At 63.8% G+C, this 26,323-nt stretch carries 20 protein-coding genes; 10 read left to right on the top strand and 10 right to left on the bottom strand.

The window, feature by feature from the left end:
- The first annotated feature begins 68 nt into the window (after window positions 1-68).
- A complete protein-coding gene (locus Q5H92_RS00805; protein WP_305009553.1) occupies window positions 69-1,352 on the top strand; it encodes a S41 family peptidase in 1,284 nt (427 codons plus the stop codon).
- 39 nt (window positions 1,353-1,391) lie between these two features.
- Here Q5H92_RS00805 and rluF read toward each other — a convergent pair whose 3' ends face one another.
- Together rluF and Q5H92_RS00795 are read right to left on the bottom strand one after the other, a co-directional pair.
- On the bottom strand, window positions 1,392-2,501 hold the full coding sequence (gene rluF, locus Q5H92_RS00800; RefSeq protein ID WP_305009552.1) for a 23S rRNA pseudouridine(2604) synthase RluF: 1,110 nt from the start codon (window positions 2,499-2,501) through the stop codon (window positions 1,392-1,394).
- A gap of 165 nt (window positions 2,502-2,666) precedes the next feature.
- Window positions 2,667-4,091, bottom strand: coding sequence for a hypothetical protein (locus tag Q5H92_RS00795; protein WP_305009551.1), 1,425 nt, complete (start codon window positions 4,089-4,091; stop codon window positions 2,667-2,669).
- Between the two features lie 257 nt (window positions 4,092-4,348).
- Here Q5H92_RS00795 and Q5H92_RS00790 point away from each other — a divergent pair, with 257 nt between their 5' ends.
- Both Q5H92_RS00790 and Q5H92_RS00785 read left to right on the top strand, forming a co-directional pair.
- On the top strand, window positions 4,349-5,218 hold the full coding sequence (locus tag Q5H92_RS00790; RefSeq protein ID WP_305009550.1) for an SDR family oxidoreductase: 870 nt from the start codon (window positions 4,349-4,351) through the stop codon (window positions 5,216-5,218).
- Window positions 5,219-5,405: 187 nt separating this feature from the next.
- Window positions 5,406-6,086: a carbohydrate-binding protein gene (locus tag Q5H92_RS00785; RefSeq protein WP_305009548.1), complete on the top strand. Its 681-nt coding sequence runs from the start codon at window positions 5,406-5,408 to the stop codon at window positions 6,084-6,086.
- A 63-nt stretch (window positions 6,087-6,149) separates the two neighbouring features.
- On the opposite strand, the gene Q5H92_RS00780 is transcribed toward Q5H92_RS00785, so the two are convergent.
- Window positions 6,150-7,352, bottom strand: coding sequence for a phosphatase PAP2 family protein (locus Q5H92_RS00780; protein WP_305009547.1), 1,203 nt, complete (start codon window positions 7,350-7,352; stop codon window positions 6,150-6,152).
- Between the two features lie 268 nt (window positions 7,353-7,620).
- On the opposite strand from Q5H92_RS00780, the gene Q5H92_RS00775 reads away from it, so the two are divergent.
- Together Q5H92_RS00775 and Q5H92_RS00770 are read left to right on the top strand one after the other, a co-directional pair.
- Window positions 7,621-9,087, top strand: a complete 1,467-nt coding sequence (locus Q5H92_RS00775; protein WP_305009546.1) for an aldehyde dehydrogenase family protein — start codon at window positions 7,621-7,623, stop codon at window positions 9,085-9,087.
- A 186-nt stretch (window positions 9,088-9,273) separates the two neighbouring features.
- Window positions 9,274-9,960 carry a hypothetical protein gene (locus tag Q5H92_RS00770; RefSeq protein WP_305009545.1) on the top strand — a complete coding sequence of 229 codons (687 nt, stop codon included), beginning with the start codon at window positions 9,274-9,276 and terminating at the stop codon, window positions 9,958-9,960.
- 7 nt (window positions 9,961-9,967) lie between these two features.
- On the opposite strand, the gene Q5H92_RS00765 is transcribed toward Q5H92_RS00770, so the two are convergent.
- Genes Q5H92_RS00765 through Q5H92_RS00750 form a run of 4 tightly spaced genes read right to left on the bottom strand, consistent with a single transcriptional unit; the run spans window position 9,968 to window position 14,499 of the window.
- Window positions 9,968-10,381, bottom strand: a complete 414-nt coding sequence (locus tag Q5H92_RS00765; RefSeq protein ID WP_305009544.1) for a hypothetical protein — start codon at window positions 10,379-10,381, stop codon at window positions 9,968-9,970.
- A gap of 57 nt (window positions 10,382-10,438) precedes the next feature.
- Window positions 10,439-10,828, bottom strand: a complete 390-nt coding sequence (locus Q5H92_RS00760) for a hypothetical protein (protein ID WP_305009543.1) — start codon at window positions 10,826-10,828, stop codon at window positions 10,439-10,441.
- 25 nt (window positions 10,829-10,853) lie between these two features.
- Window positions 10,854-12,479 carry a hypothetical protein gene (locus tag Q5H92_RS00755; protein WP_305009542.1) on the bottom strand — a complete coding sequence of 542 codons (1,626 nt, stop codon included), beginning with the start codon at window positions 12,477-12,479 and terminating at the stop codon, window positions 10,854-10,856.
- Window positions 12,460-14,499 carry an FAD-dependent oxidoreductase gene (locus Q5H92_RS00750; protein WP_305009541.1) on the bottom strand — a complete coding sequence of 680 codons (2,040 nt, stop codon included), beginning with the start codon at window positions 14,497-14,499 and terminating at the stop codon, window positions 12,460-12,462. Before Q5H92_RS00750 ends, Q5H92_RS00755 begins: the two co-directional genes overlap by 20 nt.
- A 381-nt stretch (window positions 14,500-14,880) precedes the next feature.
- Here Q5H92_RS00750 and Q5H92_RS00745 point away from each other — a divergent pair, with 381 nt between their 5' ends.
- Window positions 14,881-15,405: an acyl-CoA thioesterase gene (locus tag Q5H92_RS00745; protein WP_305009540.1), complete on the top strand. Its 525-nt coding sequence runs from the start codon at window positions 14,881-14,883 to the stop codon at window positions 15,403-15,405.
- A gap of 140 nt (window positions 15,406-15,545) precedes the next feature.
- Here Q5H92_RS00745 and Q5H92_RS00740 read toward each other — a convergent pair whose 3' ends face one another.
- The 3 genes from Q5H92_RS00740 to Q5H92_RS00730 all read right to left on the bottom strand — a co-directional run bounded on the left by Q5H92_RS00740 (window position 15,546) and on the right by Q5H92_RS00730 (window position 22,107).
- Window positions 15,546-18,689, bottom strand: coding sequence for a TonB-dependent receptor (locus Q5H92_RS00740; protein ID WP_305009539.1), 3,144 nt, complete (start codon window positions 18,687-18,689; stop codon window positions 15,546-15,548).
- 281 nt (window positions 18,690-18,970) lie between these two features.
- The gene (locus tag Q5H92_RS00735) at window positions 18,971-20,086 is read right to left on the bottom strand and encodes an inorganic phosphate transporter (RefSeq protein WP_305009538.1); all 1,116 of its coding nucleotides are present in this window, start codon (window positions 20,084-20,086) and stop codon (window positions 18,971-18,973) included.
- Window positions 20,087-20,244: 158 nt separating this feature from the next.
- Entirely contained in the window at window positions 20,245-22,107 is a 1,863-nt protein-coding gene (locus Q5H92_RS00730) for a M1 family metallopeptidase (RefSeq protein WP_305009537.1), read from the bottom strand.
- Window positions 22,108-22,374: 267 nt separating this feature from the next.
- Here Q5H92_RS00730 and Q5H92_RS00725 point away from each other — a divergent pair, with 267 nt between their 5' ends.
- From Q5H92_RS00725 to Q5H92_RS00710, 4 genes are read left to right on the top strand one after another with little or no spacing between them, the layout of a single operon-like run.
- Window positions 22,375-24,693, top strand: coding sequence for a mechanosensitive ion channel domain-containing protein (locus tag Q5H92_RS00725; protein WP_305009536.1), 2,319 nt, complete (start codon window positions 22,375-22,377; stop codon window positions 24,691-24,693).
- Window positions 24,694-24,732: 39 nt separating this feature from the next.
- Window positions 24,733-25,329 carry a hypothetical protein gene (locus Q5H92_RS00720; RefSeq protein ID WP_305009535.1) on the top strand — a complete coding sequence of 199 codons (597 nt, stop codon included), beginning with the start codon at window positions 24,733-24,735 and terminating at the stop codon, window positions 25,327-25,329.
- Window positions 25,330-25,332: 3 nt separating this feature from the next.
- Complete coding sequence (locus tag Q5H92_RS00715; RefSeq protein ID WP_305009534.1) at window positions 25,333-25,794, top strand: hypothetical protein; 462 nt, start codon at window positions 25,333-25,335, stop codon at window positions 25,792-25,794.
- On the top strand, window positions 25,795-26,262 hold the full coding sequence (locus tag Q5H92_RS00710) for an alpha/beta hydrolase family protein (RefSeq protein ID WP_305009533.1): 468 nt from the start codon (window positions 25,795-25,797) through the stop codon (window positions 26,260-26,262). It begins immediately after the preceding gene.
- The last annotated feature ends 61 nt before the right edge of the window (window positions 26,263-26,323 follow it).

Raw genomic sequence — 26,323 nt, 5'->3', positions numbered from 1 at the left:
GGCAAAACAGCCGGGTTAAATTCCGGGATGCCCGCGCAATATGGGGACCAGGCGCGTTTCTTTGCCGCATGAAGCGTTGGCGGTTTCGGTTTGGGCTAGGGGTGCTGATGCTGCTGATGGCCGCCGGGCTGGCCGCCCAAACGCCGCCGCTCACCCACCAGCAGTACCTGGAGGATTTCGATTTTTTCTGGGAAACCGTCCGGGATAACTACGGCTACTTCAACCACAAGCAAACCGACTGGCCGCGGGTGCGCGCCATCTACCGGGCCCAAGCCGATACTGTGCGCAGCCGCCGCGCCTTCGTGCGGCTGCTCGAAAACGCCCTGGCCGAACTCTACGACAACCACGCCAGCCTGAACACCAACCGGCTCGACTCGCGCCGCCTCGTGCCTACCGGCACCGACGTGTGGGCCACCTTCGTGAACGGCCAAGCCGTGGTGCAGCAAGTGAGGGCCAGCTACGGAGCCGCGAAAGTGGGCGTGCAGACCGGCGCCGTCATCGAGGCAGTGAACGGGGTGCCCATGGCCGAAGCCCTGCGCCCCTGGCTGGCCCAGACCCTGCGCCAACCCGACCCCGCCGCCCGCGATTTTGCCCTGGGCCAGCTGCTGGCCGGCGACCACATCGCGCCGCGCGTGTGGACCGTGCGCCTGGGCACCCGCACCTTCACCGCCCAGCCCGACGTACCCGCGCCGCTGCTCGAAACCTCACTTTACAAGGACTTACTGGAAGTGAAACGCTTGGGCAATAAAGGCACTATTGGCTACATCAAAATCAACAACAGTCTGGGCGACAATCGCCTCATCGCCAAATTCGACAGTACCCTGACGGCGCTCAAAGGTACCGAAAGCCTCATCCTCGACCTGCGCGAAACGCCCAGCGGCGGCAATACCACCGTGGCCCGCGCCATCATGGGGCGCTTCATCGAGAAGGAAATGCCCTACCAGCGCCACGAACTGCCCAACGAGGAAGATGAAACCCGCATCCCGCGCCGCTGGCTGGAGCTGGTGTCCCCGCGTGGCCCGCGCTATACCAAGCCGCTGGTAGTGTTGGTGGGCCGCTGGACGGGCAGCATGGGCGAGGGCCTGACCATCGGCTTCGACGCCCTGCATCGCGCTACCGTGGTCGGCACCGAAATGGCCCGGCTCCGAGGCGCCATTTATTCCTACAAAATGCCGCATTCCGGCATCGGGTTCAGCTTTCCCGTCGAACGTCTTTACCACGTCAACGGCCAGCCCCGCGAAGCCTACCAGCCGCCCGTGTTCGTGGATTTGACGAAAACCGGCCCACAGTCGGCTGCCAAAACCGACTCCGTTTTGCAGGCTGCGCTGGACGTGCTACAGAAAATGAAGTAAGGGCAGGCCCTACCGGGTACGACCCTGCCCCTACAACTGCTAACGGGGACGGTTGGAGCCTTTGCGGGCGCTGCCTTTGCTGCCGGCCGCCGGGCGGCTGCCGAGGCTGCCGCTTTTTGGTCGGGCGGGGCCGCCGGGGCCGGCGCTTTTGGGCCGCTGGGGCGATGGGGCCGAACTCTTGGGACGGGCTGAGCCGCTGGGGCCGGCCTTGGCGGGGCGCTTGCTGCCGGGCGTGATTTTGCCGGTGGCGGGGTCTTTTTCGGGGCGCGGGCCCCACCAGCCGGTGCCCGAGGGGTTGAACATGGACGGCGGGCCCGGCTTGCGCGGCTTGGGTTTGCCGGGCTGGCCGGCCGGGGTATCGGCCGAATCTGTGATGGTTCTGCGGGCCGGGGCCTTGCGGCTGCGGCCGCCGGAAGCTTCTTCGGTGCCGCTCGATTTTGCCACCATTTTCATGATGCCGGCCAACTCCTCGGGCGTCAGCTCGCGCCAGTCGCCTACGGGCAGGCCTTTCACGGTCACGTTCATGATGCGGACGCGCTCCAGCTTCACCACTTCGTAGCCGAAATGCTCCACCATGCGCCGAATCTGGCGGTTGAGCCCCTGCACCAGCGTGATGCGGAAAATGTAGGGCGTTTCCTTTTGGATGAGGCACTTTTTGGTGACGGTGCCCAGCATGGGGATGCCGTTGGCCATTTCGTCGAGCATGCGGTCGGTGAGAATGCGGTCCACCGTCACCACATATTCCTTTTCGTGCTGGTTGCCGGCCCGCAGAATCTTGTTCACGATGTCGCCGTCGCTGGTCAGAAAAATCAGGCCCGACGAGTCCTTGTCTAAGCGTCCGATGGGGAAGACGCGGGCGGCGTGGTTCACGTAGTCCACGATGTTGCCGCGCACGCCCGGCTCCGAGGTGCTCGTCACACCCACCGGCTTGTTAAAAGCCAGGTACACCGCGTCTTCGGCCTGCTTGGGCTCTAGCTTGTGGCCGTTCACGCTCACCCGGTCGCGCGGGCCCACTTGGTCGCCCACCTTGGCGGGCTTGCCGTTGAGCAACACCATGCCCTGCTCGATGTAGCGGTCGGCCTCGCGGCGCGAGCACAGGCCGCTTTCGCTGATGAATTTGTTGAGGCGGGTGGCGGAACTGGACGGCATAACGGGCGGCGGGAAGTGGGAAAAGAAACGCAGCAGCTAAAGCAACGAGCGTATCGGAAGGTGCAAAGGTATGCCCGGACGCTAGCGGCGCATCACCGATTCCGTTCAACGACCGGGCGGGGCAAGCCCTACCGGGTACGACCCCGCCCCTACGTCGCTCAACCCTTATTCGTCGGTATAAGCGTCGCCGCCGATAAAAATCAGCTCATTCGACGGCCGGGCCGGCGTGCCCGCCGCGCCGATGGCGAACGACTTGCGCACGGTGCGGCCGTCGGCATACGTGAGGGTGAGGGTGTGGCCCTGCAGGCGGTAGGTACCGTCGGCGCTGCGGCGGCTGCCGCCCGCGGCGTTGGCGGTAACCACGCCACCGTCGGCGCCCTCGCTGAAATGGCTGCCGTCGACAAAGGTGAGCTTGGAAATGACCAGCGACGTGGCGCCGCCCACGCTGCCGCCGCTGCTGTTTTTGTAGGTCCGCTTGAGCGGCACAGCGCCCGCCGCATAGGCCGGAAACCAGCTGCCCGTGCCCAGCGTGTAATCGTTCGATTGGTTTTTGTAGTTGGTGAGGACCACGCTGCTGCCGCTTTTGCGCCAGGTGCCCCAGGCGGCGGGGCGCCTGGCCCGGTCGGCGGCGGGGCTGAGGGTTTCCAAGGGCGCCTCGCCCACGTCGCAGTATTGCCCGTTGGCCAGCAACGCCACCGGCTCGAAGGTGATGCCGCCGTAGGCGTCGCCCACGGAGCGGAAAAACCATTGCGCTCCGGCCGCCGCGCCCGTGCCCGTAGCGGCGGCTGGTGCCGTCGAAGTTGTGACCGGAGCTGTCGTGCCAGGCGTTGCGGCCGGTGCTTTGGCACTGGCCGCGCTATTGCCAGCCCCGCGCTTCACGAAGCCGTTTTCGGTCAGGGTCAGCGCGTTTACGTCAACTTTGAACAGCTTCTTGAGCTGGGCCGCCACGCCCTGCCGGAACGCCGGGAGGCTGGCCGGCTGGCCCTGTGCGCCCACGTATATCAGCGCCGTTTGCAGCTTCAAAAACTCGCCCAGCTCGGCCGTGGTGCTGGCCGGGCGGCCGTTCAGGGCGCGGGCCGCCGCCGGGGCATACTGCGTCCGCACGGCGCCCGCCAGCCGGGGCGGCAGCAAGGCGCCGCCCGGCACCTCGCCGTGGGCCACCCGGTAGGTGCTCACTAGGTAGGCCGCGAAGGCATCGGCCACGTCGTTTTCCCGCAGCCCCGAACCCTGGATGGCCTTCGCGTAGAGCGGCGCGTAATCGGCCTCGCCGCCGGGGCCAAACGCGGCGGGCAGCTTGGCCGCCAGGGTCGGGTTGCTGGCTTTGAGGCGCCGGGCCTGCGCGTCCACGGCCTTGCGGCGGGCATCGAGGGTGGGCGTGTAGGAGAGGCGGGTGGCGCTGGCCGACGTGGAAGCCTTGCCGCCTTTGCCGTTGGCGGAGGCCATCACGGCGGCATTGTTGATGTTGGTGAGGCTGGTATTGAGGGCGCTGCTCGTGAAATTGTCCATTATCACCTCCACGGATTGGGCCCGGGCGGCGGGCGCGGCCAGCAGCAAGCCGGCCACGGCGCAGCAGTTAGGAATGTATTTCATAAGTATTTAACAATGAAAAACATATAGGCTTTTGAGGAGCCCCACCCAACTGCGCGATGGTTGGCCGGATGGGCCCGCGTTGACCGCGTTGAGAAGCTGCTGGCATGCATTCTAACCACCACCCGCCTGCCGGGACAGTCATAAGATTACGGGCTTTAGGGCAGAGGGTTAGCAAAATCACTGCTTATAACCCGGGCGGCTTACGCCCGTTAGCGAGGTATTCCTAACCACAACCCCTGCGTTCGCGCATTTCGCTGATGTCTGATAAACCCACCATTTTCCCGCCCCAAAGCCAGGACGCGGGCGCCGGCAAACCCGGCCTCGAATACAAGATGACCCCCGAACCCGAATACCTCCGCGAAGGCTACAAGGGCGCCGACAAGCTGAAGGGCAAAGTAGCCCTCATCACGGGCGGCGACTCCGGTATCGGGCGCGCCGTGGCCGTGCACTTCGCCGTCGAAGGCGCCGACGTGGCCATTTGCTACTTCCCCACCGAGCAGCAGGACGCCGAAAAGGTGCAGGAGCTGGTGCAGGCCCGCGGCCGCCGCTGCCTGCTGCTGCCCGGCGACCTGAAATCGCCCGCTTTCTGCCAGGAAATCGTGGACCGCACCGTGGCCGAGTTGGGAGGACTCAACATTCTGGTGAACAACGCCGCCGAGCAAAACTGGCACGACTCGCTAGAGGATATCAAAGATGAGGAGCTGGACAGCATCTTCAATCTGAACATCATTGCCATGTTCCGCATCTCGCGGGCCGCGCTCAAGCACCTTACCGAAGGCGACTCCATCATCAACACCGCTTCGGTGAACGGCTTCAAGGGCAACGAGATGCTGCTCGACTACACGTCCACCAAGGGAGCCATCACGGCCTTTACGCGGGCACTGTCGCTGCAGCTCATCAAGAAAGGCATTCGGGTGAATTCGGTGGCGCCGGGGCCCATCTGGACGCCGTTTATCACGGGTGTGGGCTTGCTGAAACTGCCGCTGTTTGGGCACGACGTGCCCATGGGCCGCGCCGGCCAGCCATCGGAAGTGGCGCCGGCATATGTGTTTCTGGCGTCGGAGGATGCCTCCTATTTCTCGGGCCAGACCCTGCACCCCAACGGCGGCTCGGTGGTGAACGCCTAGCCTCACCGCGCCGATTGGCACAAGTGCCCCGAAATTTCATTTCGGCCCGCCGAAACGAGTCGTTCGCCCGGGCCGAAATGAAATTTCGGGGTGCTCGTCCTTTGCAGGAATAACCCCGCCCCAAGCGCTACCGTATCAGCCCCTAAAAATGGCTACATGGTCGTTTACAATTTCTCAACCGCATCCCATGAACACGAAACTGCTCGGCCTGCTGGCCGCCGCCTCGCTGGCCACCGCCTCTTGCCAACAAGATAAAAAGGTGGAAACCACCACCACGACCACCCCCGAAACCACCACTACGGCCACCACGACCACCACCACCACCGTGGACACCGTGGCCCTGCACGACGACGCCCGCCGCATGGCTGCCCGCGTGGCCGAAGACCTCAAGCTGACCGACCCGACCGTGACGACGCGCATCGAGCGCACCTACTACACCCGCGGCCGCCGTCTGAACGAGCTCGAAACCCAGTACGCCAACGATACCACCGGCCGCAACGCCGCCATCCGCCAAGCCAATGACCTGGCCGACGAGCAAATCCGGACCGACCTCAACAGCCCCGATTACTACAATACCTATTCCTCGAACCGCGCCAACTACGGTGACGGCCCCTACTCGCTGGCCCCCGTGGCCGTGACGACGACCACTACGACCACCCGCCGCACCGGCAGCGGCAGCGTGGGCCAGGGCTCGGGCGTGAAGAAAATGGAGCGCGAAAACGACGGCGACCACAAAGTGAAATATGAAAACGGCGCCAAAATCAAGCGCGACGACGACGGTTCGGTGAAAATCAAGCGTGCCGACGGCACGAAGATTAAAATCGACGAAAACGGCAACCGCACCGTGAAAAAGGGCTTGTTTAAATAAGCCTTCGCTAAAGCAAAAAAGCCCGCTCCTGGTCAGGAGCGGGCTTTTTTATTGGGTTATATTCTACCAGTGCAGCGACCACGAGGCGCCGGTGAAGGGGCCGTAGGTGTAGGGCGAAAAACGGCCCTGCCGGAACCACGGCCGGGGCTTGCGCGGCGGGGCCATGCCGGTGCCGTTGGCCGCCGCGCCAGTGGAGGTGGCCTCGACGCGGGTGCGGCCGTTGCGCACGGCAATTTTGGCGAAGGCGTAGCCCAGGGCGATGCCAATGGGGTAGTCGGAGGCCCAGTGCACGCCGTTGTTGAGCATGGAATAGCCCAGCAGGCCCATCAGCGAGTAACCCACGGGGCGGATGAAACGGTACTCGGGGTAGTTGTCGGCGATGACCGTGACCGTGGCCATGGCCGTGGCCAGGTGGCCGGTGGGGAAGGCGTCGTAGTTGGGCACGAAGCTCTGGTAGCGGCTGTACGAGGGGAACAGGTGCCACTCGCCGCGGTCCTGAGTGGCCACGTAGGGGCTCTGGCGGCCGGTGAGGCGCTTGAGCGTCTGGACGACGAGGCCGGTGGTGAGAATGGCCTCGCCGAGCTGGCTGGAGGTTTGCAGGGCGCGGTTGTCTTTCTTGATGCCGCCGTAAATCCAGAAGCTGCTGGCCACGGTGAGGTGCGTCCAGCCGTCGCCGAGGAAGTAGAACGTGCTGTTGAGGTTGTCGGGCACGTTAAACTCGAAGGGCAGGTTGGCCGAGCCCACGCGGAAAGGAATGTAGACCAGGGTTTTCTGGGTGCTGGCCGCCTTCAGGCCGATGAACTTGCCAAAGTCCTGGCTCCAGTCGATGATGGCCTGGTCGGCCACCCACAGCGCTACAGAGGCCGTGGCCAGGCCGATGAACGTCTCCTTGTTTTCCTTGCGGAAGATGTAGCCGGGCGCCTGGCCCAGGTCGCGCGGGATGTGCAGGAGCCAGCGGAAGGGCTTAGTGTTTTCGTAGTGCCACGTCACGCCGGGCGCCACGGTGTAGTCGCTGATGCGGCCATCGGCGCCGCGCGGATGGATGTGGACCAGCGAATCGGCAGGAGCGGTTTTGGCGGAAGCGGGCCGCGCTTGGATGGTGTCGGAAGCTGTTGGAATTGCCAACGAATCGGCGGCGAGGCCGGTAGAATCCGAGGCAGTAGAAGTGAAATTAGCGGTGTGAGCGGAGCTACTGGCGGCAAAACTCAAACTAAAAAACAGCGCAACGAACAGCCGCAGGGCGCGGCAAGGGTAATAAGAGTTCACGAAAAGAGGAATAGCTAAATAACGCGGTGCGGCCTCGCGGCAGGGGTGGGGCGAGGGGGCACCAAATGGGAAAACGGGCAAGCTGTGGCTCGCATAACGGACCACAAAGGTAACACCGGCGTCACGTTGGGCTAACCGCCGGGGCACCGGCTTGCGCTGACGGATGGCGGCACCGGATATTTTAGGCAAGCCGCGTATCTTTCTGCGAGCCCTGACCGGCGCCGGTCTGCTGCGCGTATTATCTGCTCCTCTCAGCTTATCCCACCTCATGCCCGAAACCGCTGCCGCGCCCCTCGAAGGCCTTGTTTCGCCCGCCACGGCCATTGCCGCCAACCGCTACGGGGCCGCGTTTGAGGCCTTGCGCCAGCGCACGCCGGCCCTGCGCCAGGAAGACGTGGCTGCGCGCCGCGCCCGCCTGCAAAAGCTCAGCAACTGGCTGCACGCGCACCGCGCCGACATTCAACAGGCTCTGCTGGCCGACTTCCGCAAGCCCGCCGCCGAAACGGATTTGACGGAAATCTGGACTTCGCTGGTTGAGCTCAAGCACACGATGAGCCACCTGAAAAAGTGGATGGCGCCGCGCCGGGTGGCCGCGCCCCTGGCCTTGCTGGGCACCCGCGCCTGGGTGCAGGTCGAGCCCAAGGGCGTGGTGCTCATCATCGCGCCCTGGAACTACCCGTTCTACCTGGCCGTGGGCCCGCTGATTTCGGCCATTGCCGCCGGCAATGCCGTGGTGATAAAGCCGGCCGAGCAGACGCCCGCTACCTCGGCGCTGCTTCAGAAGCTGTGCGAAGACCTGTTCCGGCCCGACGAGGTGCTGCTGCTACAGGGAGACAAGGAAACCGCTACCGAGCTGCTGAAGCTGCCCTGGGACCATATTTTCTTCACCGGCAGCCCCGAGGTGGGCAAGATTGTGATGCGCGCCGCTGCTGAGCACCTCTGCGGCCTCACGCTGGAGCTGGGCGGCAAAAACCCCGCCGTGGTGGACGAAACCGCCAACCTGCGCGACGCGGCCGAGAAAATCGTGTGGGGCAAGTTCCTCAACAACGGCCAGACCTGTGTGGCCCCCGATTACTTACTGGTGCAGGAAAGCGTACAGCCCGCCTTGCTCACCGAGCTCACGGCCGCCATTCAGCGGGCCTACAACCCCGCCGGGGCCGGCATCGAGCGCTCTGAGTCGCTGGCTCGCATCGTGAACCAGCACCACTTCGCCCGCCTCGCCGGCCTGCTCGAAGACGCCCAGACCCGTGGCGCCACCGTGGCTGCCGGCGGCACCGTCGATGCTCTGCAGAACTACATCGAGCCCACCCTCCTGACCAACGTGCCAGCCGGCGCCCGCGTGCTGGAAGAGGAGATTTTCGGCCCGCTGCTGCCCGTGCTCACCTTCAAGACCCTGCCCGAAATGACGGCCTACATCAACGCCCGCCTTAAGCCGCTGGCCCAGTACGTGTTCAGCCGCAGCGCCGACAACCGTCGCTACCTGCTCGAAAACGTGTCGGCCGGCGGCGCGGGCGTGAACGAAACGGTGCTGCACTTCGCCCACCCCGAGCTGCCCACCGGCGGCGTGGGCAACTCGGGCCTCGGTAAGGCGCACGGACACTCCGGCTTCCTGGCCTTCAGCAACGAGAAGGGTGTGCTGCGGCAGCGCGTAGGCTTCACCGGCATCAAGGCCATGTACCCGCCATACACGGGCCGGGTGCAGAAGCTGATTGGGCTGCTGGTGAAGTATTTGTAGCGGTTGGGCGCACACAGTTTGTAGGGAACGCCATGCCCGAACGTCATGCTGAGCTTGTCGAAGCATCTCTACCGCAATAGTAGATGGATTGCTTACCCGGTAGAGATGCTTCGACAAGCTCAGCATGACCAGTGCCTCTATGCGTGTCAAGGGGTTACTTTCTGGGCTAAAGCAGCATGAAAGCCCATGACAACCACACAACGCTTGCGCGGCTGGGGCCTGGGGGCCGCCGGCCTGTTGCTGACCGCCTGCGACGACGGCCTCGAAGTGCGCTTCGCACAGCCATTTCCGGCGGAAGCGGCTGATATGGCGGCTTTTCCGGCCCGGCATCAAGGCGTGTACACCGCCGCCGATTCGGGCAAGTCGTTGTGCATCGGCCGCACGGCGGTGTGGCGGCAGGAGCTGCAGCAGGGGCTGGGCCGCCGCCGGGAAGTTGATTCGCTCCTGGGCCACCATTTGCGGGCCGATACCACGTACGAGCAAGGCGGGCACCTGCACTACGTGCACCTGCTGGGCCGCGACTCGGTGCGCGACAGCTGGCTGTGGACCGATACCGTTTTCACGCTTGCGGGCTCGGGCCCGGGGGTACTGCGTCGGTTTCAAGGCCGCTACTACCTCAACACGCCCAACGACAGCGGGGATAAATGGTGCGTGCAGCGCCTCGAAATCGAGGGCAAGGACTTACGCTGGCAAACCTTCGGCACCGACACCCTGCGCCTGCTGGCCCTGGACCCGGCCACCGTGCGCTACCACCGCGAAAACGGCCGCCTGACTTCCTTTCAACTAGTGCCCGCCACCGCCCAGCAAACGCGCCGCCTGGGCCGCTACGAGGGCTTATGGGACACTCAGGAAGCGTACCGACGCCGCTATTAGTTACACGTTATTTCTGTCGCTGCTGCATCTCAGCGGCTATTTTCTGCTGGGTGGCCCGGGTTTGCAGCTGTTTGAACTTGGCGGGGCCCACTACGGCGCTTAGCTCGCGTTGCGACTTGGTGTTGATGCGCTTGAGCTCGGCCAGCAGCTGCGGCGATTTGGGGGCGAATTTTTCCTTGGCGGCGTTCGACTCGCTGAGTGTGCCGTTGAGGATGATGCGGATGCGGCTGGTTTGGTCGGGGGTGAGCTTGAGCTCGGTGCCCATCACGTCGGCCAGGTCGCGGGCGGCGGTGGGCGGCGCGGGCGAGTCGGCGGTGCGCACGGTTTCGACCACCGGCGCGGGCTTGTCGCGATGGAAAATAGAACAGCTGGCGGCGGTCAGGCTCAGGGACAGCAGCAGGGAAAGACGGGAAGCGCGCATAAGGAATCACTGGTTTTAGCCAGCAGGAAGCTTATACGGACTTGTTCCGCCAAACAGCTAGTTTGGGCCCAGCGTGGGCCTTTGCGGGCTGGCTTTGCCAAAGGCGCGTGGCGAGCCATCGGGGTTGTAATTGAGCAGCAACTGGCGTTCGGTTTTGTTGCGGCGCTTATTGAACTTGTCAAGCTCATGGCGGCGGAGCACGGAGTCGGCTTTGTTGTTGGCTACTATTTCAATCTGTTGATAAGCTTGCTGGCGGGCCCGGCCGTGCAGTTGTTTCGCCGCCAGGGTTCGGCATTGCTCCCGGCGCACTACACTGGCCCGAAGCTCGGCGCGGCGCGCAATGCTCATGCTGTTCAGCATTCCGCGTACGCCACCGCCACAATTGCCAAACAAGAGCACCGCCAGCAGCGGCAGCAACAGCAGATAGGGCAGGGCCGGGCGTTTCATCAACCCAAACATAGCATGTCATCAGCTAATTAGCTTCTTGCCGAAACACCGTCAGAATTGGCATGCCATCGACTTGAATATGATGCACGGGCTTGCCAAACCGGGCCTCATAGGGCCAGGGGTGCCAGCGGTAGATGCCCAGAAAATACCGGGCCTGCGCGTGGGGCACGAAGCGCAGCCGGGCGCTGGCCGCCGTGGGCAGCAGCAGGGCGTTGTTGTGCAGCACATCGCGCTGCGTGAGCGTGTCGCTGACGGCCACGGTGGCGCTGGCATCGTGAGTTAGCACCCAGCTCAGGCCCTGCCGGGCCGAGATGCCCCAGTAGTCGCGCTCGAACAGCCGGGCCGCCACCGGGCCGGGCAGGAAGCTGAAATACACGTACTGATGCGGATGGTCGAGTACCTGCCGGTAGGCGGTGTGGGCCACGCCCAGGGCCAGCAGCGCACCCGCCGCCGTGCCCAGCCGCCGGTGCGCTGAGGCCGCCGGGGCCGCCCGCCAAGCCTGCACGCCCGCCCGCAGGCCCCGCACCGCCAGCAGCAGAAAGGCCGGGTAGATGAAATAAACGTGCCGCCAGCCGTCGTACACCACCGAGTTCATGGCCACAATGAGCACCAGTGGCCCCACGCACCAGGCCCCAAAAAGCAGGTCGCGCCGGCCGGCCGTGCGGCGCAGCAGCGCCAGCGGCTGCCGTACTAATTCGCGCAGCACCCCGGTGGCGCCGGCCACAAACAGCACCGAATAGGCCACGGGCGTTGTAATGAGCAGCCACACCGGCAGGTAATGCCACGGCAACTCCCGGCACGAGCGTAGCTGGCCCAGGTAAAATACCCGCATGGTTTGGCGGAAGTAGCGGAAATTTCCGAAGCACTCCCACAAACGCGCTATTGGCGCCTCCCACAAATAGGGCCAAAACAGCACCACCAACGCCATAGTGGCCGCCCCGCACAGCCCCAGCGTCCGCAGCAGGGCCGCCCGGCGCAGGGGCCGCGCCCATGTTTCCAGCGCCACAAAAGCCACCGTGAGCACCGGCAGCAGCAGGCCCATAATCCGCACATCGGTGGCCAGGGCCATCACCAACGCGTGCAGCACGGCCCGACCCGTCGTAGGCCGGCGCAGCAGCTGTGTAAGCGTGAATCCGCCCAGCACGAACAGGTTCATGAATACCAAGTCCTTATGGTTGTAAAAAGCTTCAGCGAAAATGCGGGGCGAAAGCACCAGCGCCGCCGCACCCGCCAAGCCCCAGCGCCAGCTGCCAAACCGCTCGGCGCCCAGCCGGAACAGGGCCCACGCGCCCGCCACAAACGTGGCGAATACCAGCAAGTGTCGCATCCAGTAGGCGCCCGGCAGGTCGTGTGGGTAGAAAATTTCTTCCAGCGCCGCCAAGGGCATCGTGAAAGCCACGCCGTGGTCGGCCTCGCGGTAGGTGCGCAGCTCGGGCAGGTGGGCCAGGTGTTCGGTGCGGAGCAGGCCCGGGGCCAGGCGCTGGGCCACGTAGCGCAGGCTGATGTAACCGCCCTCGCGGTCGGTTGGCTCGTCCCAGCCCATGCCGTAGCTGCTGGTGAGCAGCAAGCCGAGCAGCAACAGGCCGCCAAAAAATAAGGTTGTAATCAGCCGGCGCGAGGCGCGGAAATTCTCAGGTAGTAGTCGCAGCATGGTGGCCCAAAGTCGAGGCCAAAGGTAGCGGGCGGCGGGAGGGATGCTCGGCGGCTTTCATTCCCTGTGCCGTGAAGTGGGCCAGGGCCATGATGGTGAGCATGGGGTTGACGCCGCTGCAGGCGGGGAAGGCCGAGCCGTCGGCCACGAAGAGGTTCTGCACCTCTACGGTTTCGCCGTTGAGCTTGAGGGGGTGGGTGGCGGCGTCGCCGCCCATGCGGCAGGTGCTCATCTGGTGGGCGCTGTAGAGGCCGAACTGATTGGGCTTCCAGCTTAGGTGCGGCAGCTGGTCGAGCACTTCGGGGTTTTGAAGCGCGCCGTCTTTCGTCTCCAAAGTGGGCAGCGTGTTGTGGGGCAGGTACACTTTCTCAGCCCCGGCGGCAATGTGGATTTGGGCAGCGGCGCGCACGCCCTCCAGCATGTTGGCGCGGTCAAAATCGGACAGCGTGTAGTCAATCAGCGGGGAGCCGTTTTTGTCGATGCTCACCCGGCCGCCGTCGCGGTCGCGGGTCAGGACGATGAACGAGCCCAGGTGGCTGGCGTCGCGCAGCAGCTCGTGGTGCTGGCGGCCTGAGCGCCAGGGCAGTACCATGCTCAGCAGGCCGGGGTGGGTGGGGGGCGTTTCGAGCTTGGCGCCGAAGTTGGTGCCGTGCAGCTGGGTGTAATTGTCGTTGACCACGCTCATGCTGGGGCCGTGCCAGGAGTTCATAGCCTGCGGGTAGCGGGCGCCCACCACCACCGTGGGGTGCAGGTGCAAGTGGCGGCCCAGGTGCGGGTGCTTCAGGCCGGAGCGCAGCAGCAGCGCGGGCGTCTGGATGGCCCCGCCGGCCACCACCACGCGCTTCGCACGCACGATAATCTGGATTTGGCGGCCGTCCGCCGTGGTGTGCAGGGCCTCCGCGCCGGTGGCGCGGCTCTGGCTGATGGTGACTTTAGCCACTTTGGTATCGGCCAGAATGCGGGCGCCGTGCTCGAAAGCGGTGAGCAGATAGGTGTTCAGCGTGCCCTGCTTGATGCCGTGGGCGTCGCCCAGCGTGGTATAGCCCAGGCTGCGGAAGTGGCTATCGGAGTCGGTCAGGCCCTTTTCGTTGCGCGGAATCAGCTTCACTTCCTGGCCCAGCTTGGTCGAGCCATCCCAAAGGGCCTGGTTCTGGCCGTTGTGGCGGGTGTAGTTGGTGTTCACGCCGATGGTGCGGGCCACGGCATTGAGGCTTTCCTTGAATTCGAGGGTGGTGAAGTGGGGCGCGGCATGCTCGCGGGCCCATTCCTGCAGCACATAATCGGGGGTGCGGAAGGCGCCGGCCCAGTTCACGGTAGTCCCGCCGCCCAGGCAAGCGCCAGCCAGGATGCCGATGCTGCCATCCTGGGTGCAGAGCGTGCCCTTGGCGTCGTAGAGCGTACCCAGCATATCCACTTCGCGCTGGGTGAAGTCGCAGCCGTGGCAGTAGGGGCCTTTTTCGAGCACCAGCACATCAAACCCGGCCTCGGCCAACTCGCCAGCCACCACGCCGCCGCCCGCGCCGCTGCCGATTACCAGCACGTCGCAATCATAATTCGTAGCCGCAGTAGGCTTGAGCGTACGGATGGGCTTGGGCGAATCCACGGGCTTTTCATCAGGTCCGGGGTAGCCCAGGAAGCCCCAGGCGGCCGGCACCTCGGCCATGCTGCCGCCGTAGTACAGCAGCGTGCACAGCTTGCGCAGCGCCTGAAAACCCTTGCGCAGCTGCGGCACGTTGCTGGCGGCCCAGCTTTGCAGCAGCTGCTCGCGGTGCGCCGCGTCGAGCTTGCGGAAGGGCTTCAGCGGGCCAAACCACGTCAAACCCAGCAGCGGTTTCTCCAGCAAATCCAGGAGCTGGCCGAACTCGTTCTGCGCACCCTCAGGCTGCTCCCGGATAGCGGCTTCCAGCTTCTCCAGGTTCACGCCCTGGGAGCCGGATGGGCTGCCATCGGGCAGGGTGGGAATGAAGGTGTCGGCGAGGACTTGGAGGACGAGGGAGCGGGCGGGCGTGAGCGAGAACATGCGGCGGGAATTTGGGTGGTAAAAGATAGGCAATTTTCCGCAAAGTGTTAGGCGTGCCGAGCATATTGAGGGTGGTAGGGCGCGGCTTCATGCCCTCCACGCCAACCTCACCCCCTGACCCCCTCTCCAAAAAATAGGGGGCACTGGAAATGGACGGATTGTAGCGTGGACTCTGCGAGTCCGCGCATAGTTGGGCGCGGTAGGTCGTTCGCCTAGGCGCGGACTCGCAGAGTCCACGCTACGAATTCGTCAGGCTCTCCTCTCTTTTGGAGAGGGGCCGGGGGTGAGGTCCCGACGTCAGGCGGCGCGGACAAGATGCTTCGCTACCCTCTGCATCACGTTCTGCTTGCCGACCTTTGCCCCAGACAACCCCCGCACCCCATGCCCAAGCTCATCCAAACGCCCGAAACCACCTACCGCGTCCACTTCCAGGACTGCGACATGCTGGGCCACCTCAACAACGCCCGCTACTTCGACTACTTCCTCAACGCCCGCGAGGACCACACCACCGAGCATTACCAGCTCAACATGGGTGAAATTGCCCGCGAGCAAAAGGCCGGCTGGGTCATCACCAAGCACCACATCAGCTACCTCAAGCCGGCGCGGCAGGGCGCGCGGGTGCGCATCCTGAGCCAGCTCATCCACTTCGACAACTCCAACCTGGTGCTCGAAATGCAGATGCGCAGCGACGACGGCCTGCGCCTGCTGGCCCTGCTGTGGTCGGAAATGACCTTCGTGAGCATGCCCGCCGGCACCCGTACCGACCACTCCAACGCCATGATGGACCTGCTCGAACAGCTCGACGTGGACGCCGTGAACTACGACCCCGACGGCTTTGATGAGCGGGTGAAGGAGGTGCGCCAGCAGCTGAAGAAGCAGCGGCGCAACGCGGGAAGCGACGAATAAAAGAACGTCATGCTGAGCGCAGCCGAAGCATCTCTACCGCGAGAGTAAATAACGAGAGTAAATAATTACTTCCCCGGTAGAGATGCTTCGGCTGCGCTCAGCATGACGTTCTGTTTTTATGCTAACAGCCCTTTTTGACCCTAATTGAACGAGTAGCGCAGGCCCACCTGGCCCTGCCAGCGCGAGCTGATGGGGTCGGTTTGCCAGGGCGTGCTGGTGGGGTTTTTGAATTGATAGACCGGCCGGTTGTTGTCGATGCGTAGGAAATCGAGCAGGGCGTAACCGGAGTTGTTGATGTTGGGCACGAAGTACTGGCGGCCCCAGTCGTTGTTGAGCAGGTTGCCGAGGTTGAGCACGTCGAGGGTGATTTCGAGGCGCTGGGTGCCGGCCTGGGTGAGGGGCAGCTTGGCGGTGAGGCGCAGGTCGAGCTGCTGCGTCCAGGGGGTGCGGGCGGCGTTGCGCTCGGCGTAGCTGCCGCGGCGGGCGGCCAGGTAGGGGTCGTTGGCGATGTAGGCGTCGAGCTGGGCGTACTGCTGGTCGGCCGAGACGGGCGCGGCGCCCGTGATGTCGGCCAGCACGATGTCGTCGCGGGTGCGGGGCACGAACAGCAGGTCGTTTTTGGCCGAGCCGTCGCGGTTCACGTCGCCTTCGTACACGAAGGAAAACGGGCTGCCCGAGCGGGCAATGTACACCAGGCTGGCGCCGAGGTTCACCTTCTTCACGTTCAGGTTGTAGTACACGTTGCCGATGAACTTGTGGCGCAGGTCGAAGTTGCTGTAGGCCAGGGCCGGCGAGTTGGCCACCAGCGCCTGGTTCCACTCGTAGTTGGCGGCCGGCGACACGCGGACGCCGTTCACGATGTCCTTGCTCTGGCCGTAGCTGTAGCCGGCGGTGGCCTCCAGGCGGTTCTGGATGCGCTTATTGAGCGTGAACGTGGCGTTGTAGTTGTAACCCTGGTTGGTGTTGCTCATCACAAATACGTTGGTGAAGGCGGGGTCAATCTTGGCCGCGTTGCCGGTATTGGTGAAGTAGGGCCGGTTGTCGGCGCCGGCGAAGATCGACTTGACGTCCTTGAAATTGATGGACTGAAACAGCATGCCCGTCACCACTTTCGAGTACAGCCCCTCGGCCGTGAAGGTGAAATCATGCGGCAGCTTCACATCAAAGGCCAGCGTTGATTTCCAGTCGCGCGGCAGCTTGAAGTCGTTGTCAATCAGGTTGATTTCGGCAATACCGGGCTGCACCGATTGCAGCGCCGACAGGTCCTCGGCAATGCGCAGCACGCCGGTGGGGCGGTAGTCGATGTTGTTGTAGCGATTGCCGGAGATGTAGTGCGCGTAGGCGTACCACACAAACGGAATCCGGCCCGTGAACAGGCCCGAGCCGCCACGCACCTGCATCGTGCCGGCCTCGTTCAGCTGGTAGTTGAAGCTTAGGCGCGGATTAAACTGCGGCACGCCGCCGAACTTGTTCTGATACTGGGCAAACTCCGGATTCCTGAACACGGCCGCGTTCACGGGCACCTTGTCGGGGTGCAGCTGCATGTCGAGGCGCAGGCCCAGCTGCACGTTCAGGCGGTTGGTCACGCGGTAGTCGTCCTGGGCGTAGGCGCTGAGCAGCAGCACCCGGTAGTCGGCCGAGGGTTCGTTTTTGTTGAAGGCCGCGTCGTTGTTTTCGGTGTTGTACACGCCGCGCACGCGGTTGGGCCGGCTGGCCAGGAAAGCATCCACCGACGAGTACTGCCAGCGCCCGTTGAATGCCGTCAGGAAGCGGTATTCGATGTTATTCAACTCGTTCGAGGTGCCGAAGGTGAGCGTGTGCTTGTCCTTGAAAATCGTCAGGTTGTCGGTCAGCTGCGTGGTGCTCAGGCTGGAGCCGTAGATAGCCGCCTCGCGGTAGGTGCCGGCGTAGATGATGGTGGAGGCGTTGTAGTTGATTTCGAGGTGCGGAAACAGCCGGTTTTCGTAGCTGCGGTTCTCGTTCACGGTGTTGAAACCGACAATCAGCTGATTGGAAACCTGGTTGCTGAAGGTGCTTTTCAGCTCGGCCACCAGGCTGTTGGTGCGGCTGTTGTGCCGGAAGCCCTGGTTGCCGTAGTTGAGCACCGTGGGCGAGCGTTCGAGGTTGTCGGCGAAGCCGGTCACGTAGTTGTCGCGCAGCGTGAGGCGGTGCCGGTCGGAGAGGTTGTAGTCGAGGCGGAGCAGGAATTTGTCGCTGTTGCGCTTGATGGCCGCGTCGCCAAACGTGCCCGGGTCGTAGCCGTACTGCGTTTTCAGGAAGTCGCTCACCTGCTGGGCCACCGCCAGCGGCACGCCCGCGCCGGGCTGGCCGGGCGCGAACGACACCGGCTCCTCGCGGCGCTGCAGCTCGTAGTTGCCGAAGAAAAACAGCTTGTTTTTGATAATCGGCCCGCCCAGGCTGGCGCCCGACTGGATGTCGTAGTAGTTCTCGATGGGCGTTTTCAGCCCGTCCACGCTCTTGCCCGTGATAAGCTGGTTGCGGCCGTAGCTGTACACGCTGCCCGCCAGCCGGTTGGTGCCGCCCTTGGTCACGGCGTTGATGTTGGCCCCCGTGAAGTTGCCCAGCGTGACGTTGAAGGGCGACAGCACCACCGAAATTTCATCAATGGCATCGAGCGAAATGGGCTGCGTGCCCGCCAGCGCGCCCGGCGTGCCGGCCGCCACCGTGCCCGCCGCCCCGCTGGCCGGCTCCTGAAACCCCAGCACGTCGTTGGTGGCCATGCCGTCGATGCTCAGGTTGTTGAACCGGTAATTGGCCCCGCCGAAGGAGTTTTTGTTGCCTTGCGGCATCAGCTTGGTGAGGTCGCCGAGGCTGCGGTTCACGGTGGGCGTGTTCTGAATGGCCGTCTGGCCCAGGTGGTAGGCCTGGCCGTTTTTGTCGGTCGTGAAGGGGTCGCTCTTGTTGGCCGTCACCTGCACGCCGGCTAGCTCGGTGCTGGCTTCGCGCAGCGTGAAGGTCTGGCGCGCCACCTTTCCCAGGCTCAGAAACACGCCCTCCTGGGTTTGCGGCGCGTAGCCCACGAAGCTCACCTGCACCTGATAGGGGCCGCCTGGCTTGAGGTTGTTGAGCAAAAACTTCCCACTGGCGTCCGACTGCGTGCCGCTGCGGGTGCCCGTCGGCACGTGCGTCAGCACCACCGTGGCGCCGGGAATGCCCTCGCCCTGCTGGCCCGTCACCTGGCCCTCGAAGGCGCTGGTGGTTTGCTGGGCGAAGGTGAGGAAGGGAAGGAGGTAGGTGAGGAGGAAGAGGAGAGGTTTGGTCATATGGGGAAGGCTTTTTGAGTCGTAATTATTCTGGCATTCATGCAGAGCAGAGTAGAGGATATCGTTCGCGCCGCCGGGCGTCCACCTCACCCCCTGACCCCCTCCAAAAAAGAGGGGGCACCGGAAATGCACGGACTGTAGCGTGGACTCTGCGAGTCCGCGCATGGTTGGGCGCGGTAGGTCGTTCGCTCAGGCGCGGACTCGCAGAGTCCACGCTACGAATTCGTCAGGCTCCCCTCTCTTTTGGAGAGAGGTCGGGGGTGAGGTCCCGGCGTCAGGCGCTACCGGCCCAGCGTGTGAAAAACGAAATAGAACCCCGCGCTCAGCAGCGCCGCCACCGGCAGCGTGAGCAGCCACGACAAGCCGATTTTGGCGATTTCGCGCGAATTGGCCGTGCCATTCACCAAGCCGATGCCGTAGATGCTGCCCACCGAAACGTGCGTCGTGGACACCGGCAAACCCAGCTTGCTGGCAAAAATCACGAGCAGGCTCGTCACCATGTTGGCCGTGAAGCCCTGGCCGTGGTTGAGCTTGGAAATCTTCTTGCTCATGGTGTCGGCCACTTTTCGGGCGTTCAGCCAGCCGCCGATGGCCATGGCTACGGCCAGGATGAGTACGTTCACGGGCATGGCGAAAAACTTGCACAGCAGCAGCAGGCCCACCAGCTTGGGCGTGTCGTTGAGGCCGCGGGCGAAGCTCATGGCGGCGGCGCTGAAGTAGTGCAGGTTGTTGATGAGCGGCTGAAATTTTAGGCCGATGAAACTGCCCTGGTAGCGGCTCTGGCACTCGGCCTCGGTGCCGATGCCGGCTTGCAGCGTGGGCAGCGCCGTGAAGGCGGCCGTGGGCGCGGCGGCCACCGGCACCCAGGAATCGCCCACGCACACGCACGATTCTTCGGTGATGCCCGCCGCCCGGCGGCCCCGGTGAAACAGCACGTACACCAGGCTGCCCACGCCCACGGCCAGCACCGGGCCCAGAATGAGCGGCAGGAAAAACGTGCTGCCCAGCTTGCCGAAATTCACCGCCGTGCCCACCGCCACCAGGCCGGCGCCCACCAGCGCACCCACCAGCCCGTGGGTGGTCGAAACCGGGAAGCCAAACCGCGTGGCCAGCAGCACCGTGACGCCCGCCGCCAGCGCCACCGACAGCGTGAAATCAACCGACCCGATAATCTCATCCGGCACCAGCCCTTTGCCGGAGAAGTTCTTAATCAGCTCCTCGGCAAAGAAATACGAGCACACCGAACCGGCAAACGTGGCCACCGTGGCCAGCACCAGGGCCGGGCGGTAGGCCAGCGTGCCGCTGCCCCAGAGCGTGGCCACGCCCTTGAAATTGTCGTTGGCGCCGTTGGAGTACGTGAGCAGCAGCACCGCCAGAAACAGGAAAAGTAGGAGCATAGAGTCGCGTGAAGGTGAGCAAGCAAAAGCCCCGCGCTGACCGGCAGCGCGGGGCTTTGCTACGCAACCTACGAAGGGGTTTTCGCAGTTGGTTTGGCTGATGTTAAGAAAATGTTACCCGCCGGCCAATCAACAGCAGATGAGCGGGTGAAGCGGGCCTAGCGTTGTGACCAGGCGTTGTCCTTCTCGTTGGCATCCATGAAGATGCCGCCGTCCAGGCGCACTGATTTCGCGGCTTTGGGCAGGATAATAACAGCTTGCCGCTGGTTGGCCTGCCACACGGCGGGCGACTGGTGCAACGTGGCCTTGCTGCCGTCGGCATACTCCACCACCACGTCGAAGGGCACGGCGAAGCCGCCGATGTTCTGCACCGTCACGGTGTTGCCGCTGGTCGTCACGGCCAGGTCGATGTAGTTGTTGGTGAAGAACCAGTTGTTGAAAAACCAATTCAAATCCTGGCCGCTGGCGCTGCTCATCGAGTTGAAATAATCCCACGGAATGGGGTGCTTGCCGTGCCAGCGGTCCATGTACTCGTGCAGGCTTTTCTTGAACAGCGCATCGCCGAGCATATCCTTGAGGGCGAAGTAGCTGAGCGAGGGCTTGCCGTAGGCGTTGTTGCCGTAGCCGGCCTTCAGCTCGCTGCTGGGCGTGATGATGGGCAGGTCCTGGGTGGTGCTGCGGTCGTTAATCCAGCGGCTGACGCGGAACTGCTTGTAGAACTTGTCGGCCGTTTCGGCGCCGTTTTCGGCGGTGTTGATGAGGCGCTCGAACGTGGTGGCCCAGCCCTCGTCCATGTAGGCGTAGCGGCTCTCGTTGATGCCCATGTAGAAGGGAAACCAGGTGTGGGCGATTTCGTGGTCCTGCACGAACTGCGCGAATTTGGGGTCCTTCTGCGGGCTGTCGTTCACCATCATCGGGTATTCCATGTCGGCAAAGCCCTGGAAGGCCGTCATTTTGGGAAACGGATACGCCACGCCGGGCCAGTTATTGGGGTTCGAAAACCAGCCCAGCGCAAACTGGGCGTTTTTCACCGACTCCCGGAAATCCACCGTCGAATCCGCATACGCAGCCTGCACGCTGGCGCGGCGCTTGGCCTTGGCATCCACAATCACGCTGGCAGCGTCCCACACGTAATGGTCGCTCAGCCCCACAGTCATGTCCGAAATGTCGCGCGCGGTCCACACCCAGGTGTTCATCGGCTGCTGGGCGGTGATGTTTTTCTTGGCCAAATCGGCGGCGGTGGCGATGTGCAGCACCTTGTCGCTGGTCATCGACTGCTTGAGGCGCTTGGCGGCGTCCTTTTGCAGTACCTGGTCGGGGTTTTGCAGCGTGCCGGTGGCCCATACGATGTAGTTGGCCGGCGCTTTCACGCGCAGGGTGTAATCGTTGAAGTCGTTGTAAAACTCCTTGCTGTCCACGAAGGGCAGTCGGTCCCAGCCGGCGTAATCATCATACACGGCAATACGCGGGTAGAAGTAGGCCAGGAAGTAAGTGGTGGGGTCAATCATGCCCTCACGGCCGCTTTCCTTGGAAATCGGAAAGTGCCAGGCCACGGCAAATTTCACCGAGTCGTGCGGGGCCAGCGGGCGCGGCAGGCGCACGCCCGGCGCGGTGCCCAGGTTCTGCGGCAGCGGGCGCGACTGCCCCGCCACCAGAAACGTGTCAATCACCACGCCCGAGGTGAGGTAGTCGGCCGCCGCATCGCCGTCGCGGCTGGCGCCGGGCTTGTGGATGTTCTGGATGATGCGCAGCACCACCTGGCGCAGCGTGTCGGGGCTGTTGTTGAAGTAGGTGATGGTTTCGCGGCCGCGAATGTCGCGGGCCGGCGGCGCGGCCTGCACGGTGATGTCGTAGCGGGCGCGGTTTTGCCAGTACTTGGGGCCGGGGCGGCCGTCGGGGCTGCGGGTACCTTTGGCGAAGGCGGCCTTGATGTCGCGCGGCATGTAGAGCGGCGTGGTTTGCGCGGCGGCCGTGTCGGCCAGGCCGGCGAGCAGGAGGAAGGTCAGCAGGGGTTTAATCATAGCAGAGACAGACGGAAGGAGAGGGGCGGGCGTTGCACGTAGCACACGGAACCGCGCCAGTGTGCCGGAACCGTGCAACGAAGTACAAGCTAAAGCATGTGCTACAAATATTCCGGCCCGTCGATGCAATGCTCCTGTTAAACGGCAGAATGCCCGGCTGCATCTTTTGCCGAAATCCGGGCCCGTCTTTCCGGCCGTTCGGCGCGTACTTTTCCGGTCTAAAGCTCCTGTATGCCCGTTCCAAATCCCTTGCCGGCTTCCGCAAAATTGCCCCTGACCTGCCTGCTGCTCTGGCTGCTGGCCGTGGCCCCGGCCCGGGCCCAGAGCACCGTCGTCAAAGAAGACACGATGGCCGTGGATACCACCGTGGCCCGCGACGATTCTTACCGCCTCGAAGTGGGCTACACCACGCTCAGCAGCATTTCGGGGCAGGTGCGTAAGGTGTTCGACACGCGCGGCCTGGCCGAGGACCTGCCCGACGTGGTGGAAAACCTCAAGGCCATTCAGTACACCCTCAAGCAGAAGGGACAGGTGGTCGACATCAAGCAGCTGCAGATGTGCCAGCTCATGCTCACCACCCTGCAGGACGAGCTGGCCGACTGGCGCACCGAGCTGGCCGAAGCCCACCAGCAGCTGGGCGCCATGCAGGCCCGGCTCAAAACCATTGCCCCGCCGCCCCCGCGCGTCCCGCGCCCCGATGCCACTACCCTGGCCCTAGAACGCTCCGACTCGGCCCTGCTGGCGCGGCAGCAGCGCATTGGCGGGCTGCTGGCCAAGCGGTTTCTCAAAGTGAAGCAGCTGCAGACGCAGGTGGCCGCCAGCTACATCCAGGGCATGGAGCTGCAGGACGAGGTGGGCGACCAGCTGCGCCGCTACAGCCGCACCAACGCCAAGCTCAACTACCCGCCCCTCTGGGAGGCCCAGTCGGCCCCGCCGAAGCTGCCGGCCGACCCCAAGGCCCGCAAGGCCGGCCAGTACCGCCGCGAAATCATCAACTTCTACTTCGTGCACAACTGGGACAACTGGGCCTACATGGCCCTCATCGGCCTGGTGTTCTACGGCTGGGTGTCGTTCAACTACCGCCGGGCCCGGAAGCAGGAGTTGGTCATCGCCGAGCCCTTTCACTACCTGCGGCCGGGGCCGGTGGCGGCCACGCTGGTGGTGATGTTCAGCCTGGCGCCGGCCCTGGAGCTGCACCCGCCGCCCGTGTACCTGGCGCTGCTGCAGCTGCTGCTGTTGGTGGCGCTCACGGCGGTGTTTGCGAGGAGTTGGCCGCGGCGGCTGTTTCTGTATTGGCTGGGGCTGGTGGCGTTTTTCGTGGGCCTGAGCGTGGCCAACGCCAACGCCACCACCGGCCTGCTGGCCCGCTGGGGCTTGCTGGGCCTCAACGCGCTGGCCGTGGGCGTGGGCGTGCTGCTGCTGCTGCGCCTGCGCGAAACCCTGGCTCAGATGCGGTTCCTGATTCCGGTGGCCTGGCTGTTCATCGGGCTCAACGGCCTGGCCATGGTCTGCAACGTGGTGGGTCGACTGAGCCTGGCCAAGATGTTCAGCACGGCGGCCATTTTCGGGCTCACGCAGGGCATCGGGCTGGCGGTTTTCATCGAGCTGTTCACCGAAGCCTTCCACCTGCAAATCCTGTGCAGCCGGGGCAGCGAGGGCGGCACGGCGGCCTTCGACTACGACAAAATCGAGCCCCAGCTCATGTGCCTGCTCACGGTGCTGGCCGGCGCGCTCTGGCTGGTGGTCTTCACCTCGAACCTGAACGTGTACAACGCCATCTACGGCTTCTTCGACCACGCCCTCACGGCGCCGCACACCATCGGCAGCACCGTTTTCACGTTTGGCAACATCCTGCTTTTCTTCCTGATTCTCTACATTTCCACCCTGTTGCAGCGCTACATCGGCTACTTCTTCGGCGAGGTGGGCGACGACGATTCCGACTCGCGCCGCCGGGGCTCGTGGCTGGTGGCGCTGCGGTTGCTGCTGGTGCTGGTGGGCTTCGCGCTGGCCACCGCCGCCACGGGCCTGCCGCTGAGCAAAATCGCCATCGTGTTCGGCGCGCTCAGCGTGGGCATCGGCCTGGGTTTGCAGAGCATCGTCAACAACCTGGTGTCGGGCATTATCCTGATTTTTGAGCGGCCTTTCCATGTCGGCGATTTCATCGAAGTAGCCGGCAAATCGGGCCGCGTGCAGGACATCGGCATCCGCTCCAGTAAGCTCACGTCCGTCACGGGCTCCGAAATCATCGTGCCCAACGGCGACCTGCTCTCCAACCACGTCATCAACTGGACGCGCACCAACGACCACATCCGCGTCGACCTCGTGCTGAAAATGACCTCCGCCACCGACGACCTGCAAACCAACCTGGCCCAAGCCCGCGCGCTCATCCAGGAGGAAATCAAAACCAGCCCCTACACCCTGCACAACCTGCCGCCCGAAATCCTGCTCAGCAGCATCAACGGCCAGGTGTACGAGCTCAAAGTGCTGTTCTGGATTACCAACATCCGCCAGGAGCAGCTCACCAAAAGCGAAATTCTGGCCGGGATTTACCGGCGCTTCACGGCGGAGGGGTTGACGTTGAGCTAGGGGCGGCAAATAGGGGCTCATAGTGTAGCTTGCTTCTTCTTGAAAGCACCGTGCTTCCAGGAAGAAGCCTTCATGAGGAAAAAACGGATTCGTGGTTTTCGTCGGCACCTGCAGCAGCACCAGCAGCGGGCAGCTGTGTTGGCATTGCCCAATATGACGCGAATAGCGCAGGACCAGTACGACACGCAAAAGCTGGGGCTAACACCCTGGCTCGTGAGTGACAAGCCTCCACTTGCCATTCGGAAGCTGTGGCTAGGCAAATTGGTTGCTGATTTCAAGCAATGGCAGGTGCAATTGCGGCAGCATTATCCGACCTTCTATCTGGCCGTGTGGCTGTTTGAACCTGCTTTTGGCGAATCGGAATTAGTGGCCGCCATTTGTGAGCGAACCCCTCGATATGAAACAGCATTTGGCGAAGCACTAGCGTTACCGCTGCCCGTTGAGTACCAGATGGTGGCGGGCATTGATGAGCTGCAATGGAGCGCCAGGAAAAGAATTGACATTTTCTGGCCAGAGGATTTTGCAGAGCTGGGCCAGTGGGCTTCCCGCAAGCCGCATTGGCCTATCGAATCACCAACCGGCGAGGCTTGCGTGGCCGTGCAAACTGGTCTGGTATGGGTGGGACAAGCCAGCTAGAGAATGAAAGGACCGGTTTTTATTGTCATTCTCGCTTGGGGTCTACTTCTACTCCTCAGTGCCTGCCAGCGGCCCGATGACGCCGTAGTCACCATCAGAAACCTGCAGTACCACCGCACACCCGCCCAATTGGCCCAGGGCCAGCTCACGCCCACGCTGCGCGATGCCGACTACCAGCTGGCATCCGATATGGCCATGCTCAGCGCCATCGTGTACTCAGGTGTGAAGACAACCACCCACCGGCCCGACTACCGCCAGGACACCGCCAAGTACGCCGTGGAGCGCTACGAGCTGGCCCGGCGCGGCTGGCGGCCATTTTCGTTCACGTATCCGTTAGCTGCCGCGCCAGGCCAAAAAATGCTGGGCGGCATGGTGTACGACGTGTGGGTGCAGGCGCGCCCCGGCGCCCGGCCGCTGGCGGTGCTGGTGTTTCGGGGCACCAACTACCTGGAGTTTGCCGACTGAGTGGCCAATACCCGACCCGTCACCAACTGGCCCGGCCTCTGGGACCAGTACGAACAGGCCCGCGCCCTCACGCCCGCCGTGGTGGCGCGTCTCGATTCAGCCTATGGCGGGCGGGCGCGCATTTTCGCGGTGGGCCATTCGCTGGGTGGCGGGCTGGCCCAGCACGCCGGCTACACCTGTCCGCGCATCGAAAAGGTGTTCGCCTTCAACTCCTCGCCGCTCACAGGCTACTTCGATTTGGCCCGAAAGGAGCGGCTGTTTCACGGCAGCCGGCGCCGCACCTTTCTCATCTATGAGAGCTACGAGGTGCTGGCTCTGTTTCGGGCTGTGCCATCGTATCTGGACCGCTTTCGCAACCTGGACATCGTGGTGGTGCGCTACAACTTCACCACCGGCCTCGATTCGCCCTCGCCCTTCCGGCAGCACGCCATGCAGCGGCTGGTGGCGGGGCTGGATGCGCAGAAATAAAAAAAAGAGGCCGGCCGTGGGAGCGACCAGCCTCGGGCTCAACAGCACGGTTCAACTTCAC

Origin of the sequence: Hymenobacter mellowenesis (genome assembly GCF_030581005.1) — a bacterium.
Taxonomy (GTDB): Bacteria; Bacteroidota; Bacteroidia; order Cytophagales; family Hymenobacteraceae; genus Hymenobacter; species Hymenobacter mellowenesis.
Note: the sequence above shows the minus strand (reverse complement) of the source record. Positions and strands in the feature narration are given on the sequence as shown.

What these genes read in the sequence shown, in the direction of transcription:
- Q5H92_RS00790 (WP_305009550.1), top strand. Translation starts at nt 4,349, where the DNA reads ATGTCTGATAAACCCACCATTTTCCCGCCCCAAAGCCAGGACGCGGGC.
- Q5H92_RS00730 (WP_305009537.1), bottom strand. Translation starts at nt 22,107, where the DNA reads ATGATTAAACCCCTGCTGACCTTCCTCCTGCTCGCCGGCCTGGCCGAC.
- Q5H92_RS00715 (WP_305009534.1), top strand. Translation starts at nt 25,333, where the DNA reads ATGAAAGGACCGGTTTTTATTGTCATTCTCGCTTGGGGTCTACTTCTA.
- Q5H92_RS00765 (WP_305009544.1), bottom strand. Translation starts at nt 10,381, where the DNA reads ATGCGCGCTTCCCGTCTTTCCCTGCTGCTGTCCCTGAGCCTGACCGCC.
- Q5H92_RS00755 (WP_305009542.1), bottom strand. Translation starts at nt 12,479, where the DNA reads ATGCTGCGACTACTACCTGAGAATTTCCGCGCCTCGCGCCGGCTGATT.
- Q5H92_RS00760 (WP_305009543.1), bottom strand. Translation starts at nt 10,828, where the DNA reads ATGAAACGCCCGGCCCTGCCCTATCTGCTGTTGCTGCCGCTGCTGGCG.
- Q5H92_RS00770 (WP_305009545.1), top strand. Translation starts at nt 9,274, where the DNA reads ATGACAACCACACAACGCTTGCGCGGCTGGGGCCTGGGGGCCGCCGGC.
- rluF (WP_305009552.1), bottom strand. Translation starts at nt 2,501, where the DNA reads ATGCCGTCCAGTTCCGCCACCCGCCTCAACAAATTCATCAGCGAAAGC.
- Q5H92_RS00805 (WP_305009553.1), top strand. Translation starts at nt 69, where the DNA reads ATGAAGCGTTGGCGGTTTCGGTTTGGGCTAGGGGTGCTGATGCTGCTG.
- Q5H92_RS00740 (WP_305009539.1), bottom strand. Translation starts at nt 18,689, where the DNA reads ATGACCAAACCTCTCCTCTTCCTCCTCACCTACCTCCTTCCCTTCCTC.
- Q5H92_RS00775 (WP_305009546.1), top strand. Translation starts at nt 7,621, where the DNA reads ATGCCCGAAACCGCTGCCGCGCCCCTCGAAGGCCTTGTTTCGCCCGCC.
- Q5H92_RS00735 (WP_305009538.1), bottom strand. Translation starts at nt 20,086, where the DNA reads ATGCTCCTACTTTTCCTGTTTCTGGCGGTGCTGCTGCTCACGTACTCC.
- Q5H92_RS00785 (WP_305009548.1), top strand. Translation starts at nt 5,406, where the DNA reads ATGAACACGAAACTGCTCGGCCTGCTGGCCGCCGCCTCGCTGGCCACC.
- Q5H92_RS00750 (WP_305009541.1), bottom strand. Translation starts at nt 14,499, where the DNA reads ATGTTCTCGCTCACGCCCGCCCGCTCCCTCGTCCTCCAAGTCCTCGCC.
- Q5H92_RS00745 (WP_305009540.1), top strand. Translation starts at nt 14,881, where the DNA reads ATGCCCAAGCTCATCCAAACGCCCGAAACCACCTACCGCGTCCACTTC.
- Q5H92_RS00795 (WP_305009551.1), bottom strand. Translation starts at nt 4,091, where the DNA reads ATGAAATACATTCCTAACTGCTGCGCCGTGGCCGGCTTGCTGCTGGCC.